19 protein-coding genes, 1 other RNA gene and 1 pseudogene are annotated in these 19,706 nt (G+C 62.5%); 11 read left to right on the forward strand and 10 right to left on the reverse strand.

Annotated features, from left to right (window positions below; genetic code table 11):
- The first annotated feature begins 81 nt into the window (after positions 1–81).
- The 5 genes from zipA (at position 82) to AB7M33_RS16990 (ending at position 5,747) form a co-directional block, all read left to right on the forward strand.
- Positions 82–963 (forward strand): cell division protein ZipA, encoded by an 882-nt coding sequence (gene zipA / locus AB7M33_RS16970; RefSeq protein ID WP_085272534.1) that lies wholly within the window; start codon positions 82–84, stop codon positions 961–963.
- 239 nt (positions 964–1,202) lie between these two features.
- Positions 1,203–3,533 (forward strand): NAD-dependent DNA ligase LigA, encoded by a 2,331-nt coding sequence (gene ligA, locus AB7M33_RS16975; RefSeq protein WP_085272535.1) that lies wholly within the window; start codon positions 1,203–1,205, stop codon positions 3,531–3,533.
- A gap of 122 nt (positions 3,534–3,655) precedes the next feature.
- Positions 3,656–3,752: signal recognition particle sRNA small type (gene ffs / locus AB7M33_RS16980), an RNA gene on the forward strand.
- 155 nt (positions 3,753–3,907) lie between these two features.
- On the forward strand, positions 3,908–4,462 hold the full coding sequence (locus AB7M33_RS16985; RefSeq protein WP_454243157.1) for a GNAT family N-acetyltransferase: 555 nt from the start codon (positions 3,908–3,910) through the stop codon (positions 4,460–4,462).
- Positions 4,463–4,556: 94 nt separating this feature from the next.
- Positions 4,557–5,747, forward strand: a complete 1,191-nt coding sequence (locus tag AB7M33_RS16990) for an MFS transporter (RefSeq protein ID WP_454244229.1) — start codon at positions 4,557–4,559, stop codon at positions 5,745–5,747.
- Here the strand turns inward: AB7M33_RS16990 and AB7M33_RS16995 are convergent.
- Positions 5,694–6,137 (reverse strand): helix-turn-helix domain-containing protein, encoded by a 444-nt coding sequence (locus AB7M33_RS16995; RefSeq protein WP_027592941.1) that lies wholly within the window; start codon positions 6,135–6,137, stop codon positions 5,694–5,696. The genes AB7M33_RS16990 and AB7M33_RS16995 overlap by 54 nt on opposite strands.
- 93 nt (positions 6,138–6,230) lie before the next feature.
- On the opposite strand from AB7M33_RS16995, the gene AB7M33_RS17000 reads away from it, so the two are divergent.
- The gene (locus AB7M33_RS17000; RefSeq protein WP_454243158.1) at positions 6,231–6,704 is read left to right on the forward strand and encodes a DUF2938 domain-containing protein; all 474 of its coding nucleotides are present in this window, start codon (positions 6,231–6,233) and stop codon (positions 6,702–6,704) included.
- A 15-nt stretch (positions 6,705–6,719) separates the two neighbouring features.
- On the opposite strand, the gene AB7M33_RS17005 is transcribed toward AB7M33_RS17000, so the two are convergent.
- Entirely contained in the window at positions 6,720–6,899 is a 180-nt protein-coding gene (locus tag AB7M33_RS17005; RefSeq protein WP_085272538.1) for a hypothetical protein, read from the reverse strand.
- Between the two features lie 30 nt (positions 6,900–6,929).
- Complete coding sequence (locus tag AB7M33_RS17010) at positions 6,930–7,124, reverse strand: hypothetical protein (RefSeq protein ID WP_085272539.1); 195 nt, start codon at positions 7,122–7,124, stop codon at positions 6,930–6,932.
- A gap of 410 nt (positions 7,125–7,534) precedes the next feature.
- On the opposite strand from AB7M33_RS17010, the gene AB7M33_RS17015 reads away from it, so the two are divergent.
- Positions 7,535–7,810, forward strand: coding sequence for a hypothetical protein (locus tag AB7M33_RS17015; protein WP_265969803.1), 276 nt, complete (start codon positions 7,535–7,537; stop codon positions 7,808–7,810).
- Between the two features lie 156 nt (positions 7,811–7,966).
- The gene (locus AB7M33_RS17020) at positions 7,967–8,866 is read left to right on the forward strand and encodes an EamA family transporter (protein ID WP_454243159.1); all 900 of its coding nucleotides are present in this window, start codon (positions 7,967–7,969) and stop codon (positions 8,864–8,866) included.
- Positions 8,867–8,927: 61 nt separating this feature from the next.
- Here AB7M33_RS17020 and AB7M33_RS17025 read toward each other — a convergent pair.
- Positions 8,928–9,696 (reverse strand): annotated as a pseudogene (locus AB7M33_RS17025) (substrate-binding periplasmic protein).
- A gap of 123 nt (positions 9,697–9,819) precedes the next feature.
- Between AB7M33_RS17025 and dnaX the strand changes: the two are divergent.
- The 3 genes from dnaX to recR all read left to right on the forward strand — a co-directional run bounded on the left by dnaX (position 9,820) and on the right by recR (position 12,986).
- On the forward strand, positions 9,820–11,895 hold the full coding sequence (dnaX, locus tag AB7M33_RS17030) for a DNA polymerase III subunit gamma/tau (protein WP_454243160.1): 2,076 nt from the start codon (positions 9,820–9,822) through the stop codon (positions 11,893–11,895).
- A gap of 64 nt (positions 11,896–11,959) precedes the next feature.
- Positions 11,960–12,295, forward strand: a complete 336-nt coding sequence (locus tag AB7M33_RS17035) for a YbaB/EbfC family nucleoid-associated protein (RefSeq protein WP_008093501.1) — start codon at positions 11,960–11,962, stop codon at positions 12,293–12,295.
- Positions 12,296–12,383: 88 nt separating this feature from the next.
- On the forward strand, positions 12,384–12,986 hold the full coding sequence (recR, locus tag AB7M33_RS17040) for a recombination mediator RecR (protein WP_027592934.1): 603 nt from the start codon (positions 12,384–12,386) through the stop codon (positions 12,984–12,986).
- A gap of 134 nt (positions 12,987–13,120) precedes the next feature.
- On the opposite strand, the gene AB7M33_RS17045 is transcribed toward recR, so the two are convergent.
- The 6 genes from AB7M33_RS17045 to AB7M33_RS17070 form a co-directional block, all read right to left on the reverse strand.
- Entirely contained in the window at positions 13,121–13,669 is a 549-nt protein-coding gene (locus AB7M33_RS17045; RefSeq protein WP_252825231.1) for an adenine phosphoribosyltransferase, read from the reverse strand.
- Positions 13,670–13,722: 53 nt separating this feature from the next.
- Complete coding sequence (gene fnrA, locus AB7M33_RS17050; protein ID WP_027592933.1) at positions 13,723–14,457, reverse strand: Crp/Fnr family transcriptional regulator FnrA; 735 nt, start codon at positions 14,455–14,457, stop codon at positions 13,723–13,725.
- Positions 14,458–14,643: 186 nt separating this feature from the next.
- Complete coding sequence (gene hemN / locus AB7M33_RS17055; RefSeq protein ID WP_265969795.1) at positions 14,644–16,026, reverse strand: oxygen-independent coproporphyrinogen III oxidase; 1,383 nt, start codon at positions 16,024–16,026, stop codon at positions 14,644–14,646.
- 204 nt (positions 16,027–16,230) lie between these two features.
- On the reverse strand, positions 16,231–16,914 hold the full coding sequence (locus AB7M33_RS17060) for a sulfite exporter TauE/SafE family protein (protein ID WP_454243161.1): 684 nt from the start codon (positions 16,912–16,914) through the stop codon (positions 16,231–16,233).
- A complete protein-coding gene (gene ccoS, locus AB7M33_RS17065; RefSeq protein WP_027592930.1) occupies positions 16,907–17,122 on the reverse strand; it encodes a cbb3-type cytochrome oxidase assembly protein CcoS in 216 nt (71 codons plus the stop codon). The genes AB7M33_RS17060 and ccoS overlap by 8 nt, the downstream gene beginning before the upstream one ends.
- 13 nt (positions 17,123–17,135) lie before the next feature.
- Complete coding sequence (locus tag AB7M33_RS17070) at positions 17,136–19,580, reverse strand: heavy metal translocating P-type ATPase (RefSeq protein WP_454243162.1); 2,445 nt, start codon at positions 19,578–19,580, stop codon at positions 17,136–17,138.
- Between the last annotated feature and the right edge of the window lie 126 nt (positions 19,581–19,706).

Below are 19,706 nucleotides of genomic sequence, written 5' to 3' on the forward strand. Positions count from 1 at the left end.
AGAACATAGAGTTGGCGCCACGTGTTAAAGGGCTTTGAACCCTTTGTTTTCAAGCATATTTTTATAGAGGCACGGGATTACATGGAAATCGGTCTGCGCGAGTGGCTGATCCTCATCGGCATCATTGTCATTGCCGGTATTCTTTTCGACGGCTGGCGCCGCATGCGCGGCGGGAAAGGCAAGTTGAAATTCCGTCTGGACCGCAGTTATTCCAATGTCCCCGACGAAGAGGGCGGCGCCGAAGTGCTCGGCCCATCGCGGGTATTGGATAACCACAAGGAGCCAGAACTGGACGAGAGCGACCTGCCCTCGCTCAGTGCGTCGTCGCGCGATCGCGAACGCGAGCCCAAGCCAGTCAAGGCCAGCAAGCGTGGCAAGCGCGCCGCAGAAGTGCCGCAAGGTGACCTGAACCTGGTCGCAGAGGCGCGCGAGCCTGATCTGTTCGCCGATGCCGATGATGATTTTGCCGCCGACAACAACCGCAACAGCGGTGCGTCGTCCAGCAACAACACGGTCAAGGAACTGCCTCCCGCTGAAGAGGTGCTGGTGATCAGCGTCATCTCCCGCGACGAGGGTGGTTTCAAGGGCCCGGCACTGCTGCAGAACATTCTCGAGAGCGGCCTGCGTTTTGGCGAGATGGACATCTTCCACCGCCACGAGAGCATGGCCGGCCACGGCGAAGTGCTGTTCTCCATGGCCAACGCCGTGAAGCCCGGTATTTTCGACCTGGACGACATCGACCACTTCAGCACCCGTGCGGTGAGCTTCTTCCTGGGGCTGCCAGGCCCGCGTCATCCTAAGCAGGCCTTCGACGTGATGGTCGCGGCGGCGCGCAAATTGGCCCATGAGCTCAATGGCGAACTCAAGGACGACCAGCGCAGCGTGCTGACCGCCCAGACCATCGAGCACTACCGCCAGCGCATCGTCGAGTTCGAGCGCCGCGCGCTGACCCAGAAACGCTGATAGATCCAGACGAAAGAGCAGCCTGCGGGGCGTGCTGGCCGGTTCGGGCTCCTAGGTTGTCTGATCTGGCCCCTTCGCGGGTAAACCCGCTCCCACAGGTACCCCACTGTTTTTGAACCCAGTGGCGTACCTGTGGGAGCGGGTTTACCCGCGAAGGGGCCAGACCAGGGATAAAGGATCCAGGGCCCCAGGCAACGTCCCCCAGGCTGCTCTTTTGCTTTGCAAGAGAAGACAAACGAATGACCGCCGAATCCCGAATCCACGCCCTGCGCGCCGAGCTCGACCAGCATAACTACCGCTACTACGTGCTCGATGAGCCCAGCGTGCCCGATGCTGAATACGACCGCCTGTTCAACGAGCTCAAGGCGCTGGAAGCCGAACACCCGCACTTGGTAACGCCTGACTCGCCAACCCAGCGCGTCGGCGGCCAGGCCCTGGCTGCATTCAGCCAGGTGCGCCACGAAGTGCCCATGCTCAGCCTGGGTAACGCCTTCGAAGAAGCTGATCTGCGTGAATTCGGCCGCCGTGTGGTAGATGGCCTCGATCAGCCGGGTGCGGTCGACTACAGCTGCGAACCCAAACTCGATGGCCTGGCGGTAAGCCTGCTGTACCGCGACGGCCAATTGGTGCAAGGCGCCACCCGTGGCGATGGCACCACCGGCGAAGACATCAGTGCCAACGTGCGCACCGTGCGCAACATCCCGCTCAAGCTGCAGGGCGAAGGTTGGCCCGCGGTGCTGGAGGTGCGTGGCGAGGTGTACATGAGCAAGGCCGGTTTTGATCGGCTCAATGCCGCCCAGGCAGAAGCGGGTGGCAAAACCTTCGCCAACCCGCGCAACGCCGCCGCCGGCAGCCTGCGCCAATTGGATTCGAAAATCACCGCCAGCCGCCCGCTGGAGTTCTGCTGCTATGGCGTAGGCCAGGTGTCCGCAAGCATCGGCGACAGCCACATTGGCATCCTCGAGCAGCTCAAGGCCTGGGGCCTGCCGATCAGCCGTGAGCTACGGCATGCCGCCGGCATCGAAGAGTGCCTGGCGTATTACCGCGACATCGGCGAGCGCCGTAACAGCCTGCCGTACGAGATCGACGGCGTGGTGTTCAAGGTCAACAGCCTGGCATCCCAGCGTGAACTGGGCTTCCGCGCGCGCGAGCCGCGCTGGGCGATTGCCCACAAGTTCCCGGCCATGGAAGAGCTGACCGAGGTGCTGGATGTGGAATTCCAGGTGGGGCGTACCGGGGCGGTGACGCCTGTGGCACGCCTGAAGCCTGTCAAAGTGGCCGGCGTGACCGTGTCCAACGCCACCCTGCACAACATGGACGAAATCGCCCGCCTGGGCCTGCGCATTGGCGACACGGTGATCATCCGCCGTGCCGGCGACGTGATCCCGCAAGTCATGCAAGTGGTGCTCGAGCGCCGCCCCGAAGATGCCCGCCCGGTTGAAGTGCCGAGCGCATGCCCGGTGTGTGGCTCGCAGGTCGAGCGCACGCAGCTGGTCAAACGCAGCAAAGGCAAGGAAACCACCAGTGAAGGCGCGGTGTACCGGTGCGTCGGTCGCCTGGCCTGTGGCGCCCAACTCAAACAGGCGATCATCCACTACGTTTCGCGCCGCGCGATGGATATCGACGGCCTGGGCGAAAAGAGCGTCGAGCAGTTGGTGGACGAAGGGCTGATCGGCTCGCCAGCAGACCTGTACAAGCTTCAGTTCGACCAGATCGTCGGGCTGGAAGGGTTTGCCGAAGTTTCCAGCAAGAAGCTGCTTGATGCCATCGAAGCCAGCAAGCGCCCGAGCCTGGCGCGCTTCATCTACGCCCTGGGCATTCCGGATGTGGGTGAGGAAACCGCCAAGGTCCTGGCGCGCTCGCTGGGCAGCTTGGCGCGGGTGCAGCAGGCGCTGCCACAGGTGCTGACCTACCTGCCAGACATCGGGCTTGAAGTGGCATACGAAATCCACAACTTCTTCGAAGACGAGCACAACCGCAAAGTCATCGAGCAACTGCTCGCCTGCGGCATGCAGTTGCAGGACGAAGGCGACTTGGCCGCCGAGTTCGCCGCCAGCACCACCCTGGCCGGCATGATTGCCAAGCTCGACATCGCCTCGGTCGGCCCGACCGGCGCTGAGAAGCTGGTGGCCAAGCTCGACAGCCTGGAAAAGATCATCGCCGCCGACGGTATCGACCTGCGCCAGGCCCTGGCCGCCAAGCAGGCCGAGGCCGTGCGCGAGTTCTTCAAGGACGAAGCGAACCAGAAGCTGGCGCGGGACATCGAAGCCCAGTTACTGGCGTTCGGCATGCACTGGAACAGCGAGAAGAAAGTCGCCGAAGGCCTGCCTTTGGCCGGGCAGACCTGGGTGTTGACCGGCACCCTGGAGCGCATGAGCCGCGACATTGCCAAAGACAAACTGGAAAGCCTAGGCGCCAAGGTGGCAGGTTCCGTTTCCGGCAAGACCCACTGCGTGGTCGCCGGCCCTGGCGCGGGCTCCAAGCTGGCCAAGGCCAGTGAGCTGGGTGTGAAGGTGCTGGACGAAGACGCGTTCATCGCCTTCCTGGCGGAGCAGGGCATCGCAATCTGACCCACCTTTAAACAAGTTCATTGAGAAATGATGACTTTTTCTCCCTGCAGAGGTTGTAACTTCGCCTCAGACCGGTACAATGGCGCGGCTCGCTGCTTAGCGAGTTGCGTCAGTGGTGGCCCCATCGGTCCCCCCGCATTGATTACCCGTTAACCTGGTCAGGCCCGGAAGGGAGCAGCCATAGCGGGAACATCGAGTGCCGGGGTGTGGCTGGTGGGGCTGCCTCCATTCTTTAAATCCTTGAGCTCTCAAGGATCTCTCGTTCAAAAATACCTCTTAGCCAATGTGCGAAAGCGCATGACGTCTCGACGTTTCTACCTCTGCTCTGTGAGAATGCCAGAAGGCCATACCGCCTCCAGAACGGACGCTGCGCCATGGACAGCCTTCCTACCCTCGAAACCTCGCGCCTGATACTCACGCCGCTGCAGCTTGGCGACGCCCCCGCTATTCAGCAGCTGTTCCCGCACTGGGACATTGTCCGCTATCTGGACAGCCGCGTGCCATGGCCCTATCCCGAAGACGGCGCACTCGTATACGTGCGAGACATCGCATTGCCTGCCATGAACGCTGGCTGCGAATGGCACTGGATGATCCGCCTGAAAACCGCGCCAACGCAGGTCATCGGCAGCATCAGCCTCTATGACCAGCCGGGTAACAACCGTGGCTTCTGGCTCGCCCCTGCATGGCAAAAAAACGGCTACATCCGCGAGGCCTGTGTGGTCATCAACGACTATTGGTTCGAGACGCTTGGGCGTTGCGTCATGCAGGTGCCCAAGGCGGCGAGCAATGGCAGGTCGCGCAGTGTTTCCCTGCACGAAGGCATGCGCCTGGTCGGGACTGAGCCGGGGCATTTCGTCTGTGGCGCCGTGCTCAAAGAGATCTGGGAGTTGAGCCGCGATCAGTGGCGTCAAAGGGTGGCGGTCGTTTAGGTACTGAAGTGACGATCTCAACGTCAGCAAATGCATGCCTTTGCCAGTGCCTTGCCGTGATAGAAAGCAGTACCTTTCAGCAAGGACTGCTTACATGAAGTCGTCTGTACCCCCGCCACGGTTTCAGCACTTTACCGTGTTCTGCATCGCCTGTTTCCTACTGTCCATCAGCTATGGCACGACGTTTCTGCTCTCTATGCTGGTGCAGGCGTTGGGCGGCACTGCGAGCGATGCAGGGCGGGTATTTGCAGTCGCGATGCTCAGTACGCTGCTGTCTGTGGTGGGCTCGGGGCATCTGTTGCAGCGCGTTGGCGCTGCTCGCGCTATCGCTGTCGGGGCGTTCTGCCTGGTCGTGGCGTCAGTGGGTTTTGCCGTGGTGCCCGGCCTGGGCGGCGCGTTGTTGGCGTGTGGCTTGATGCTTGGGGTTGGTTGGGGGCTCTTCTACACGGTAGGGCCGATCATGGTTGCTCAAATGGTCGAGCCATCACGCCGCACGCACTGTTTTGCATTGCTCTCCGGCAGCATGTTGACTGGCATAGGTACCGGGCCATTACTGGGTAAGTTCGCGGCCTTCGTGGCGCTGCCTACCCAGCTCGCTTTTTGGGTGGCGGCGTGTGCTGCAGGTTTGGCGGGGTTGTACTTTGCTTGGCTTGGTTCGACTTCGCTGGGGCAACGACCGGCTGAGAAGGTGCAGATCGGTTTGGTGTCCGCGCTCAAGGTGATGCGTTCGCGTTCGGGCTTGTCGATTTTGATGGTAGGGCTGGGTGGGGCGATTTTCGGCACGATGGGCAGTTTCCAGACCAGCTATGCCGACCGCCTCGGGCTTGATTACTCGATCTTCTTCATTGGCTTCATGGGCGCTGCGATCGCCTGCAGGCTCTTGCTGGCCGGCTGGGTTGTGAAGCAACCGCCGCTGGCGACTTCGTGGGTTTTAACCTTGATCATGGCCACTGCCGTAGTGGGCTTTGATCAATGGGTGCACAGCGCCGAACGCTATCTGGCGATGGCCATGCTGTTGGGCGTGGGTTATGGCTTGAACTACTCGGTAATCAACGGGCTGGCTGCCAATGAGGCGCCAGCGGGCCTTACCGCGCAAGCACTGCTGCTGTTCAGCCTGTCGTATTTCATCGGTGTGTTCGGGTTCCCCTTCGTAGCCAGTCAATTGATCACGCAACTAGGCATCAGTGCGATGATGATGAGCATTGAGGGCGTTGCGCTTTTGGTTGTAGGGCTAAGTACGGCGAGGTGGCTGGCTTCGCGTTTTTCCAGGCCCGCCCTGGTGTAGGTGCTTTTCCCCCAACACCCCGGCGGCTGAAAGCTTCATCAAGCGCTGAAATTTCGGACAGGCCAGGTGATCGTCCTCCGGGCACTGCGCTGCATGCCGCAGCCCCTTGCTCATTGCTTGCAAGCGCTTGACCCGTGCATCGATTTCGTCCGCTTTAGCTATCAGCATTTGCCGATCGACCTGCAGGTCCACCAGCATCGCGCCCACTTCATCCAGGGAAAAGCCTGCGGCCTGGCCTAGGGCAATCAGTGCCAGCCGGTCCGCCACGTCGGCAGCAAACTGCCGCCGCTGGCCGCGGCCGGCGAGGGACTTGAGCAAGCCTTTCTTTTCGTAATAGCGCAGCGTTGATGCGGGTACGCCTGTGCGCTTGGCGACATCGGCAATGTCCATTCTGGGCCTTGACTTGAAGTTGACTTCAACTTCTATGCTGCGCGGCATGTTGCTGAACGTCAATCTTAGAGGGCTGAATCGATGACGCTTGCCATGCTAAAAGCCGCTTTGCTGATCGGGGTTGGGGCCACCGTGATCATGGACCTGTGGGGGATGTTGCTGCGGCGCTTGGGTATCCCTACCTTGAATTTCGCCATGGTGGGGCGCTGGGCGGGCCATCTGATGAAGGGGCGGGTGCGCCACGACGCTATCGCCAAGGCCGAACCGGTTGCGAACGAACTGGCCTTGGGGTGGGTTATCCACTACGGAATCGGTGTGTGGTTTGCCGTGATGCTGGTGGGGATGGTCGGGGAGGGCTGGCTGAGTGCCCCGACGCTGTGGCCTGCGCTGGTTTGGGGTGTGGCGACGGTGGTGGCGCCGCTGTGCTTCATGCAGCCGGTGATGGGGGCGGGGTTCTTTGCCTCGCGGACGCCGACACCTGGGCGTAACTGCCTGAAGAGTCTGGTGACCCATACGGTGTTTGGGGTTGGGATGTTCTTGAGTGCCGGTTTGATTGCGTCAGGTTGAAGACAGCGCTCGGGATTACAGCAGTCTCAAGATCAAGAGACCGGCGAGAAGTAACGCCAAAGCAAAGCCCGCACCTAGGCTGAACGGCAAAAGCGCTGACCAAGGAGAAAAGGCTCTTGCCTTACGCATTTCTTCGGCCAGGGCCTCAACTTCGCGATGGGATTGTTCAACCCTATCTTGAGTGGAACGGGGCATGATCTTTCCTCTTGCCATAAACGAGCGTGCTTAGAGTTTAACCAGCAGGGCCATGATACCCGCAATGGCAGTCAGTATGACCGAGCCGGTTGCGAAGGGGTGCCAGAACGCCTCTTGTCTAAGCTTGCGCTCTTCAGCCATGAATTTGAGTGCTTCTGCAGCTAGCTTGCGATTCTCGATCTGTAGTCTGTCGAGTTCGAGATTGTCTCGATCATCTTGGAGCATCGGGAGTTGTCTTTTTGAGGGGTGGCGAAAATTATGCGCCATCAGGCGAGAGGTCGGAATCGCTCTATACACCAGATTTCGTAGTCCAATTGCCAACAAGGAAGGATCCTACTCTCGTATAGGCGGTTTCCTGCTGCATTTGTAAGGCTTGCAGAAATATCCTACACATCCCGTCGACTCCCGTCTGATTGTCCTTGGAAACCCCACCCAATAGGCTTTTGCGGTCGCTGTCGGTTCAGCGATCGGGTGTGGAAGCCCGGGAATGACTTGGAGCAGTTGTCTGTTATGGCAGCTGTGCGCGGGAGGTACTCGTACCTGCCGGGTTTTCCATGTGCCTGGTCTTCCACCCCGCGTACAGTTGTCACCCTAATGCGTGGAAGCAAAAGGGTGCAGCTCAGGTCACATGGAGCTTGCATGAAAAAATCGTCCCCGACCCACCCCATACCTTCGACCTGCCACCTGGCAAATCCCTTTCCCGCGCCATCAGCGAAGGCATCGTGCCAATAGAGTTCGCGCTGATGAATGTCTCCCACTACCTGATGTTCGCCTACAGCGATAGTCGCCGAGTACTTGAGCGCATTCAGGACGAAGAAACGCGACAGCTTCTGGAGCATGGCCTGCGCGCCATGCAAATCGCCTGGGGCCAGGCGGATGCCGTGACGTTGGCTGTCGAACGCCAGAAGTAGCGGGGTCTGCCCACAGTCAGCGGGCTGCTTTAAACAGCGATGTTTAATGCAGGCGAAATTTCTCAGAGCAGCCCCACGTGTCGGTAGGACGCCTCCTGCATCCAGGCGCAATCAATGTCATTACAGTAATGCATGCCGCAACAAGGGAGAGCAGGCATGAAAATGAGCAAGCGGGATTTGGTCGCCGGTGTTCTGGTGACAGTCCTATGGGGCTGTAACTTCTCTGTCATCGAACTAGGCTTGAGAAGCCTGGATCCTTACCTTCTGACGCTGTTGCGTTTCGTGTTCTGCGCTATGCCTCTGGTGTTCTTCGTCAAGCGCCCGGCAGGCATTTCATATGGGGTGCTGGCCCTATACGGTGTGATGTTCGGCGCCGGCTTGTGGTGGGTGGTCAACTTCGCAATGTACCAAGGCTTGTCCCCCGGCATGTCTTCGGTGTTTCTGCAGTTCAGTGCCTTTTTCACTATCCTCCTCAGCAGCCTCCTTCTGGGCGAGCGAGTCAGTGGAGTCCATCTGTGCGGCATGGCCTCAGCCGCCTGCGGTCTGATAATGATCTTGGCATTAGGCGGTGAGTCGTCGACGGTTACCGGTGTTCTACTCGTACTTATCGCTGCCCTGGCCTGGTCGCTGTGCAACCTGGTGGTCAAGCTCAAACGCCCGGCCGACATGGTCGCGTTCATTATCTGGTCGAGCCTTTTTTCGGTCCCGGCGATATTCGTTTTGACAGTGGCAGCCAATGGCTGGGCCTCATTCGCAGTGCTTGCCGGTGGTATAGCGTGGGAAGCCTTGTTCTCTGTGCTGTTCCAGAGCTACATCACAACCATCCTGGGCTATCTGGTATGGAACAACTTGATGAAGAAATACCCGGCTGCCCAGGTCGCACCGCTCTCGCTGCTCGTGCCTGTATCGGGGCTGGTTGCTTCCTACCTGTTTTTTGGCGAGCAGATGAGCATTGCCAAAGCGATTGCGATTGGCTTCGTCTTGCTGGGCATCTTGATCTTCGTCAACGCCCACAACCTGCAGCGGATCATGAGGGGCAGAGGCTTGACGGAATAGCGCAGTGCACGCCCTCTTCGCAGCACACGCCTGCTCCCCAAATTGTGCGAAACGTCTCTATTTAGGGCGTCCGCGCTGCGGCATTCCCAGCATACCCCGCACCCCCATACCGCTGGCTGATCCGCTCAATCTCCCCGGACTGCTTCATGCGCACCAGTGCCCTGAGCACCCCTTGCGTCGGTACCCCCAGGGTCAGTGCGCACCATGCATCCCAAGTCCTGCTCTTCCAGCACTGCCAGCGTTTGCAGCTGTTGCCCCGCCGGCAAGCCTTGGTTGAACCACTGCAACGACTGCTCGTTGCTCACCGCATGCAGATACCGCCCCGCGTGCAGCTTCTGCAGGGCCAGCAGCTGGCTGCGGCTGTCTTCGCGGTGCAATCGGCCCTGCTCGAACAAGGGTTGCAGGGTGCCGTAGGCATAACCCAGCACAGTGCCAATGGCTTGCGGCGCCAGTTGCTCTGGGCGGGTAGGGTTGCTTGCATCAGCGCCGCCAACCAATACGTCGCGCTGGTGGATCACGGGGATGCTCCAGACAAAATTGCCCGGCCGATCCTGAAACCACTGGGTGCTGACATAGCAGCGCACGTCGATATCGCCGCTTTCCATGGCCTCCTGCAGGCGCAGGCGTGCCAGTACGTGATACTCCGGTCGTACACCCACTTCCCGGGCAATGGCCTGCATCAGGTCGAACAGCAAACCTTCCACCGGTTGATCGCCTTCGACGCGCATCAGCGGCATGCTCCAGCTCTCGGCGACGGAAAAACGCAGCACGGGTGGGTCGGCCAGGCTGTGGGTGGTCCACAGCAATAGCAGGGGCAACAGTCTTCGCAAGGCACATCCTCCCTGGATAGCGCGCCAGTTTCATAGCTTAGACCAGTCGCGCAGGGTGCAATTTCGGCCCCGCTCCGCTAGCATTAGCGATCTTCCGCTCGATCAGGCTACGATGGTTTTTCGATGAGTTATCAGGTTCTTGCACGAAAATGGCGTCCGCGCTCGTTCCGCGAAATGGTCGGCCAGGCCCATGTGCTCAAGGCCTTGATCAATGCCTTGGACAACCAGCGCCTGCACCATGCCTACCTGTTTACCGGCACCCGCGGTGTGGGCAAGACTACCATCGCCCGCATTATCGCCAAATGCCTGAACTGCGAAACCGGCATCACCTCGACGCCCTGCGGCACCTGTTCAGTGTGCCGGGAAATCGACGAGGGCCGCTTCGTCGACCTGATCGAGATCGACGCCGCCAGCCGCACCAAGGTCGAAGACACTCGCGAGCTGTTGGATAACGTGCAATATGCCCCGAGCCGTGGGCGCTTCAAGGTCTATTTGATCGACGAAGTGCACATGCTCTCGACCCATTCGTTCAACGCCTTGCTCAAGACGCTGGAAGAGCCGCCGCCCTACGTCAAGTTCATCCTCGCCACCACCGACCCGCAGAAGCTGCCAGCGACCATCCTGTCGCGCTGCCTGCAGTTCTCGCTGAAGAACATGAGCCCGGAGCGGGTAGTCGAGCACCTCAGCCATGTGCTGACCGCCGAAAACGTGCCGTTCGAGCCAGATGCCCTATGGCTGCTGGGCCGCGCCGCCGACGGTTCGATGCGCGATGCCATGAGCCTGACTGACCAGGCCATCGCATTTGGTGAAGGTAAGGTGCTGGCAGCCGATGTGCGGGCCATGCTCGGCAGCCTCGACCATGGCCAGGTCTATGGCGTGCTGCAGGCGCTGTTAGAAGGCGATGCCCGGGCGCTGCTGGAGGCGGTGCGTAACCTTGCCGAGCAAGGGCCGGACTGGAGTGGTGTGCTGGCCGAAATGCTCAACGTGCTGCACCGTGTCGCCATTGCCCAGGCTCTGCCGGAGGCGGTGGACAACGGCCAGGGCGACCGCGACCGCGTGTTGGCGCTGGCCTCGGCATTGCCGGCCGAGGACGTGCAGTTCTATTACCAGATGGGCCTGATTGGCCGCCGCGACCTGCCCTTGGCGCCGGACCCGCGGGGTGGCTTCGAGATGGTCCTGTTGCGCATGCTGGCGTTCCGCCCGGCCGACACCGATGACGCGCCGAAGCCGGTGCTAAAGCCGGTGGGGATCAGCCAAGCCACAGCTGATCCTGCAACACCGGTGGCAGCTGCGGGAGTGGCCCATCAGCCAGCCGCAGCGCCCGTGGCGCCGGTTGTCGCGCAAGCGGTGGAGGTGCCGCCCCCTGCAGCACCGGCCGTAGAGCCGACGCCTGCCGTTACCCAGCCAGCGCCAGTTGAACCTGCTGCGCCAGCACCCGCACCTGTCGAGGACGTCATCGACCTGCCCTGGGAAGAGCCTGTAGCGCCCCCCGTGCCGGTTGCCGCCTCGCCGGTGCCTGTGGCTGAGCCTGCGCCTGAGCCAACACCCGCGCCCCAGCCAGCCATGGCCGAGCCGCAGCGCGAACAGCCGGCCTACGACGAGCCGCCGTTCGACCCGTCGGCCTATGCGGCAGCGGGCATGGACCGAGACGATGAACCGCCAGCGGACGAAGATTACTACGTAGGTGACAGCGACCCCGTCGGCTTCAGTTACCTCGATGAACTGGCCGAGCACGTCCAGGAAGAGCAGCCCAAACCTGCTGCCGAACCGCTGCCGGCCGCCCTGCCGGCTACCGGCCTGGCCCTGCAATGGCTGGAATTATTCCCACAGTTGCCTGTCTCCGGTATGACAGGCAACATCGCCGCAAACTGTACGCTGATTGCCGCCGACGGCGACGACTGGCTGTTGCACCTGGACCCAGGCCAGGGCGCACTGTTCAACGCCACCCAGCAGCGGCGCTTGAACGACGCGCTCAATCAGCACTTGGGGCGCACCCTGAACCTGCGTATCGAGCTGATACGCCCTGAGCAGGAAACGCCAGCCCAGGCCGCTTCGCGCAAGCGTGCCGAGCGTCAGCAAGACGCCGTGGTGTCGATCGAGCAGGATCCGTTGATCCAGCAGATGATCAAGCAGTTCGGTGCCAAGGTGCGACAGGATACTATTGAGCCTGTAGAGGCCCTGGCCAATCAGGGCCAGTAACGGATAACCATGCGGCTGGCCCGGTGCCGGGCCGCATCACATGACCCAATCGAGGTATACCCCCATGATGAAAGGTGGCATGGCCGGCCTGATGAAGCAGGCCCAGCAGATGCAGGAAAAAATGGCCAAGATGCAAGAAGAACTGGCCAACGCCGAAGTGACCGGCCAATCCGGTGGCGGCCTGGTGAGCGTGGTGATGACCGGTCGTCACGACGTTAAGCGCGTCAGCATCGACCAAAGCCTGATGTCGACCGATGAAGACGACAAGGAAGTGCTTGAAGACCTGATCGCTGCCGCACTGAACGATGCGGTCCGTAAGGTCGAGCAGAGCAGCCAGGAAAAAATGGGCGGCATGACCGCTGGCATGCAGTTGCCGCCAGGCTTCAAAATGCCGTTCTGATTCACCTTTTGCGTCAAATGGGGAGCAACGGCCTTGGGGCCGTTGCTCCCTTGTTCATTCTGTTCCCCCGACTTGCAGGCCTGCCTACATGAGCTTCAGCCCCCTGATCCGCCAACTGATCGATGCCTTGCGCACCCTGCCGGGTGTCGGCCAGAAAACCGCCCAGCGCATGGCCCTGCAGCTGCTTGAGCGTGACCGCAGCGGCGGCCTGCGGTTGGCTCAGGCGTTGACCCAGGCCATGGAAGGGGTTGGCCATTGCCGTCAGTGCCGCACCCTGACCGAGCAGGAACTGTGCCCGCAGTGCGCCGACCCGCGCCGTGACGACACGCAGTTGTGTGTGGTCGAGGGGCCGGTGGATGTGTATGCGGTGGAGCAGACCGGTTACCGCGGCCGCTATTTCGTGCTCAAGGGGCATCTGTCGCCGCTCGATGGCCTGGGGCCTGAGGCGATCGGCGTGCCGCAGCTGATGGCGCGAATCGAGGAGCAGGGCACCTTTACCGAGGTTATCCTGGCGACCAACCCGACGGTGGAAGGGGAGGCGACGGCGCATTACATCGCGCAGTTGCTGAACGAGAAAGGCCTGGTGGCGTCGCGCATTGCCCACGGTGTGCCGCTGGGTGGCGAGCTGGAGCTGGTAGATGGCGGGACATTGGCGCATGCCTTTGCGGGGCGCAGGCCGATTTCGCTCTAAAGACCTTACTCGCGGTCTGTAGGAGCAGCCTTGTGCTGCGAAGAGGCCGGTAATGGCAACGAAAATAGCCTCGTTGTCATTGGCCTCTTCGCAGCGCAAGGCTGCTCCTACAAAAAGCGATGGCTGCAATGCACTCAGTATTCGTTCAGCGAAAACTCGGTCAGGCAGAAGGTCGGCACACCCGCAGCCTGCAGCCGGCGCGAACCGTCCAGCTCCGGCAGGTCAATGATCGCTGCCGCTTCAAATACCTGAGCCCCGGTACGACGCACCAGGTTGGCTGCCGCCAGCAGGGTGCCGCCAGTGGCAATCAGGTCATCGAAAATCAACACCGAGTCGCCTTCGCACAGGCTGTCGGCATGCACTTCGAGGAAGGCCTCGCCGTACTCGGTCTGATAACCCTCGCTCAGCACGTCAGCCGGCAGCTTGCCTTGTTTGCGGAACAGGATCAGCGGCTTGTTCAGCTGGTGGGCGATGATCGAGCCGATCAGGAAGCCGCGCGCGTCCATGGCGCCGATGTGGCTGAACTCAGCCTCGACATAACGCTCGATGAACTGGTCGGCGACATAGCGCAGCCCGCGTGGGGATTGGAACAGCGGGGTGATGTCGCGAAAGATCACACCCGGTTTGGGGAAGTCCACTACCGGGCGGATCAGGGCTTTGAGGTCGAAGGCTTCGCTATGCATTGTTGCGGGTATCCTGGAAAAACGATGGCGCCAGTATACCCGTTAACAAAAGCTCAGGCCTCTATTGCACCGCCGGCTAGCGCGCACAACTGAATCGGGTCGAGGATATGCACTTCCTTGCCTTCGGCGCGAATCAGGCCGTTTTGCTGGAAGCGGGTGAAGACCCGCGACACGGTTTCCACCGCCAGGCCCAGGTAATTGCCGATTTCGTTGCGCGACATGCTCAGGCGGAACTGGTTGGCCGAGTAGCCACGTGCGCGGAAGCGTGCGGACAGGTTGACCAGGAAGGTGGCAATGCGTTCGTCGGCGGTTTTCTTCGATAACAGCAGCATCATTTGCTGGTCGTCGCGGATCTCGCGGCTCATCACACGCATCAGCTGACGACGCAATTGCGGCAATTGCACCGAGAGTTCGTCGAGGCGTTCGAAGGGGATTTCGCACACCGACGTGGTCTCTTGGGCCTGGGCCGACACCGGGTAGGCTTCGGTGTCCATGCCGGACAGGCCGACCAGTTCGCTGGGCAGGTGGAAGCCGGTGATCTGCTCTTCGCCGCTGTCGCTGAGGCTGAAGGTTTTGAGGGCGCCGGAACGTACTGCGTAGACCGAGCCGAAATTGTCACCCTGACGGAACAGGAACTCGCCTTTTTTCAGCGGCCGTCCACGTTTGACGATTTCATCCAGTGCTTCCATGTCTTCCAGGTTCAGCGAAAGAGGCAGGCACAGGGGGGCCAGGCTGCAATCCTTGCAATGGGCCTGGGTATGTGGGCGCAGTTTAACTGGCTCGGACATTTTCAATCGATCCTTGTGGGAAAGCACACATAAGACGTAAGGGTAACTCACGGCGTAGGTTGTAGGCCAGCGTGCGCTATTGTGGTGCGTGCTGGCGAAGCCTCGGCGGGTGCGCGCCGAGGCCTTTCGTGTACCCATAGTGTGCCGCACAAGCCCACTTGTCCATGCGGTTGAACGTCTCGCTTTTCAGATGACCCGTGAGAAGCGCTGGCGGTTTTGCATCGCCAGGTAGGCGTCGAACACCATGCACACCGAGCGCGCCAACAGGCGGCCGGCGGGCAGGATGCGGATGCCCTTGTCGTCCAGGCTGATCAGGCCATCACTCTGCAAGGTCAGCAGTTCTGGCCAGAGGTCGTTGAAGTAGCCGCGGAAATCGATGGTGAAGGCCTGTTCGATCGGCTCGTAGTCCAGTTCGAAATGGCAGATCAACTGCTGGATCACTGCCCGGCGCAGGCGATCGTCGTGGTTGCACAGCAGGCCGCGCTGCGTGGCCAGTTGGGCGTTGGAGAGGCTGTCCTGGTAGGTGTTGAGGTCGCTGCTGTTCTGGCAATAGAGGTCGCCGATCTGGCTGATGGCAGACACCCCCAGGCCGACCAGGTCGCAATGGCCGTGGGTGGTGTAGCCCTGGAAGTTGCGTTGCAGGGTGCCTTCTTCCTGGGCCATGGCCAGCTCATCGTCGGGCAGGGCGAAGTGGTCCATGCCGATGTAGCGGTAACCGGCGGCGGTCAGCTGGTCGATGGTGGCATGCAGCATTTCGAGCTTGGCTGACGGGCTCGGCAGGTCATTGTTGTCGATGCGTCGCTGAGGCATGAAACGCTCGGGCAAGTGGGCGTAGTTGAACACCGATAAACGGTCGGGTTGCAGGCGGATCACCTCTTCGACCGTGCGGGCAAAGCCTTCCGGGGTCTGCTTGGGCAGGCCGTAGATCAAGTCCAGGTTGATTGAGCGGAATTGCAGGGTACGCGCTGCCTCGATCAGGGTGCGGGTCTGCTCCAGGCTCTGCAGGCGGTTAACCGCCCGCTGCACGGCCGGGTCCAGGTCCTGCACGCCCAGGCTGACACGGTTGAAGCCCAACTCGCGGAGCAGGCCCATGGTCGACCAGTCGGCTTCGCGTGGGTCGATTTCGATGCCGTAGTCGCCGGAATCATCGTCCAGCAGGTTGAAGTGCTGGCGCAGGGTGGCCATCAGCTGGCGCAATTCCACGGGGCTTAGGAAGGTGGGCGTGCCGCCGCCGAAGTGCAGTTGCTCGACCCGTTGTTTGGGGTCCAGGTGGCAGGCGATCAGCTGGATTTCCTGCTCCAGGCGTTGCAGGTAGGGCGCGGCGCGGCCACGGTCCTTGGTGATGACTTTGTTGCAGGCGCAGTAGTAGCAGATGTTGGCGCAGAACGGCACGTGCACGTACAGCGACAACGGGCGCACCGCCCGGCGGCTCTCGCGCAGGGCGTGGAGCAGGTCGAACGAGCCCACTTCGCTGTGCAGTTGCACGGCGGTCGGGTAGGAGGTGTAGCGTGGTCCGGCCAGGTCGTAGCGGCGGATCAGGTCGGTGTCCCAACGTAGGTCGTCGAGCATGTGGGCGGTCCCCGGATAGAGCGAGCAGTGTCCGGAGTCTATGGCCGTCTGTAGGAATCTGTGTTGATTTGTATCAAGAGCCTTTAGGGCCGCTTAGCGGCCCATCGCCGGCAAGCCAGCTCCCACAGGGGCCTCACTGCCTCAAGGCTTGTGCTGTAGCAGTGGGAGCTGGCTTGCCGGCGATGGGCTGCACAGCAGCCCGCTTCAGTGCCCCATCAACCAATGCTGGTGTGGCCCAGGCAGCGTCCACAGGCCAAACAGGATGACCAGCAACCCACCCGCCATGCGCACGCTGCGCCGTCGCAACAGGCTGCTGACCCGCTCCGCCGCCAAGCCCGTGGCCAGCAATACCGGCCAGGTGCCCAGCCCGAAGGCCAGCATCAACGCCGCGCTGTACCCCGCATTCCCTTGGCTCGCAGCCCACAGCAACGTGCTGTACACCAGCCCGCACGGCAACCAGCCCCACAAGGCCCCTAGCAACAGGGCGCGCGGCAGGCTCGACACGGGCAGCAAGCGCGAGGCGACTGGCTGGATATGCCGCCACAGCCCTCGGCCCAGGGCCTCGATACGGGTCAACCCGCTCCACCAGCCGGCCAGGTACAGCCCCATGGCAATCAATAGCAATGCGGCTACCACCCGCAGCGCCAGGGCGGCCGGGCTGCTGGCCACGGCCCAGCCAGCCAGGCCCACCAGCAGGCCGGCGCAGGCATAGCTGAGAATGCGCCCGACGTTGTACGCCAACAGCAGTTGCAAGCGTCGGCCGCGTTGCTCGGGCGGGATGGCCAGGGTCAGCGCGCCCATCAGGCCGCCGCACATGCCCAGGCAGTGGCCGCCACCGAGCAGGCCAAGGATCAGCGCCGAGCCGAGCAGGGGCAGCAGGTCAGGCACGGGGTGGGGGTTCCTTGTCGTCTTCGGCCAGGCTGTCGTCCGGCTTGACCGCAGCCTGGTGGCGCGGGTCCTGGTCGTCGAACAGGATGCTGTGGGCAGGGCCTTCGAGGTCGTCGTACTGGCCGCTGTCCACGGCCCAGAAGAAGATGTACACGGCGACGCCGACAAGCAGCAGGGCGGCCGGGATCATGACATAGAGGGCTGGCATGGGCGGCTCCTGATCAGGCGGTGGCGGGTTGCGGGTGGCTGCTGGTGGCCGCCACGCCTGGCAGCCGGGTCAGGCGCAGGGCGTTGAGGACCACGATCAGCGAGCTCACCGACATGCCGATGGCCGCCCACACGGGGGTGATCCAGCCGAGCGCGGCAAACGGCAACATGAGGCCATTATACAGGGTCGCCCACAGCAGGTTCTCGAGGATGTTGCGGCGCGTGCGGCGGGCCAGGTCGAAGGCCTGTACCAGCGCCTGCAGGCGGTTGGACAGCAGCACCGCATCGGCGCTGGTCTTGGCCAGGTCAGTGGCGCTGCCCATGGCGATGCTGATGTCGGCGGCAGCCAGCACCGGCACGTCGTTGACCCCATCACCCAGCATCAGCACCTTGCGGCCAGCGGCTTGCAGCGCCTTGAGCCGGTCCAGCTTGTCGTCCGGGCGCAGGCCGCCGATGGCCTGGTCGATGCCCAGTTGCGCCGCCACTTCGGCGACCATCGGCGAGCTGTCACCCGACAGCAGCAGCGTCCGCCAGCCCCGCGCCTTGCAGGCAGCGAGCAAGGCCGGGGCGTCATCGCGCAGGCGGTCATCGAGGCCGAACCAGGCCAGCGGCCCTTGGCGATCACCCAGCAGCAGCCATTGGCCGCGTGGCTCGGGCACGCCGGGGATTTCTGCGCCACTCAGGGCGCACACGAACGTGGCCTGGCCGATACGCAGGCGTTGGCCGTCAACCAGCCCCTCCAGGCCCAGGCCTGGCACGGTCTGCACATCGTCCGCAGGCGCGGCGGTGCGGCCGAAAGCGCGTGCGATGGGGTGTTCGGAGCGGTTTTCCAGGGCGGCGGCCAGGGCCAGGCAACGGTCGGCGGCCAGGTCGCCCAGCGGGCGAATGTTGCGCAAGGTAAGGCGGCCTTCGGTGAGCGTGCCGGTCTTGTCGAAGATGACCGTGTCGATCTGGTTGAGCCCTTCGAGTACGTGGCCGCGGGTCACCAGCAGGCCGAGTTTGTGCAGGGTGCCGGTGGCGGCGGTAAGGGCCGTGGGCGTGGCCAGGGACAAGGCGCAAGGGCAGGTCGCCACCAGCATGGCCAGCACGATCCAGAAGGCGCGGTCCGGGGCCAAGTGCCACCACCACAGGCCGATGGCCACGGCGGCTATCAAGGTAAACAGCAAGAACCACTGCGAAGCGCGGTCGGCGATCTCGGCCAGGCGCGGTTTTTCGGTCTGCGCGCGTTCCAGCAGGCGGACGATGGCCGACAGCCGCGAGTCGTGGCCGAGGGCTTCGACTTCCACGTTCAGGGTGCTCTCGACGTTCAGGGTGCCACCGGTGACCCGATCGCCGACGCGACGCGGTTGCGGCAGGTATTCGCCGGTCAGCAGTGACTCGTCGACGCTGGAGCGGCCTTCGACGATGCGCCCATCGGCGGGGATTACCGCGCCGGGCAGCACTTGCACCGTGTCGCCGCGCTGCAGTTCGCTGAGCAGGATGCGCTCGGCACGGCCGATGAGGTCCAGGCGCAGGCACGAGGCGGGCAGCAGGTTGACCAGTTGCGCGGTGGCCGCCGCGGTGCGTTCGCGGGCGCGTCGTTCAAGGTAGCGACCGGTCAGCAGGAACAGGGCGAACATGCCGACGGTATCGAAATACAGCTCGCCGCTGCCGCTGATCGCGGTCCAGATCCCGGCGCCGAACGCCAGGGCGATGGCCAGCGATACCGAGACGTCCATTGTCAGGTGACGGGTGCGCAGGTCGCGCGCTGCGCCTTTGAAGAACGGCGCGCAGCTGTAGAACACGATCGGGATGGTCAGAAACAGCGCGACCCAGCGCAGGATGGTGTGCAGCTCGGGCGACAGGTCGATGTTGAATTCGGGCCAGGTGGCCATGGTTGCCATCATCGCCTGGAACCACAGCAGCCCGGCGACACCCAGGCGCCGCAAGGCGCTGCGGTTCTCCCGGGCCAGCTGCTCGGCGGCCTGGTCCGGTTGGTAGGGGTGGGCGGCGTAGCCGATCTGGCGCAGCTCGGCGAGCAGGCGCGAGAGGGGCAACTGGTGGTCGTCCCAGGCCAGCAGCAGGCGGTGATTGGACAGGTTCAGGCGTGCTTCGGCGACCCCGGGCAGGTTGCGCAGGTGCTTTTCGATCAGCCAGCCGCAGGCGGCGCAACTGATGCCCTCGACCAGCAAGGTGGCTTCGGCCAGTTCGCCGGCGTGGCGGACGAAGGTTTGTTGCACGTCGCTGCGGTCGTAGAGCGCCAGTTCATCCTGCAGTTGCCTGGGCAAGGCTTCGGGGTTGGCGCTGGTGTCACTGCGGTGCTGGTAGTAGTGCTCCAGGCCCCCAGCGACGATGGACTCGGCCACTGCCTGGCAGCCTGGGCAGCAGAACTGCCGGGGCTCGCCGAGGACCACGGCGGTGAAGCGGTTGCCGGCGGGGACGGGCAGGGCGCAGTGGTAGCAGGGGGTGGGTTGGGTCATTGGGCTGTTGCCTTACACAAATCAGCTGGTTTGCATCGAACCCTGTGGGAGCGGGTTTACCCGCGAATGCGATAGATCAGGCAGTGGTGATTACAGGTCTGACGCATTCGCGGGTAAACCCGCTCC

The organism is Pseudomonas sp. Y3 TE3536, from assembly GCF_053629175.1.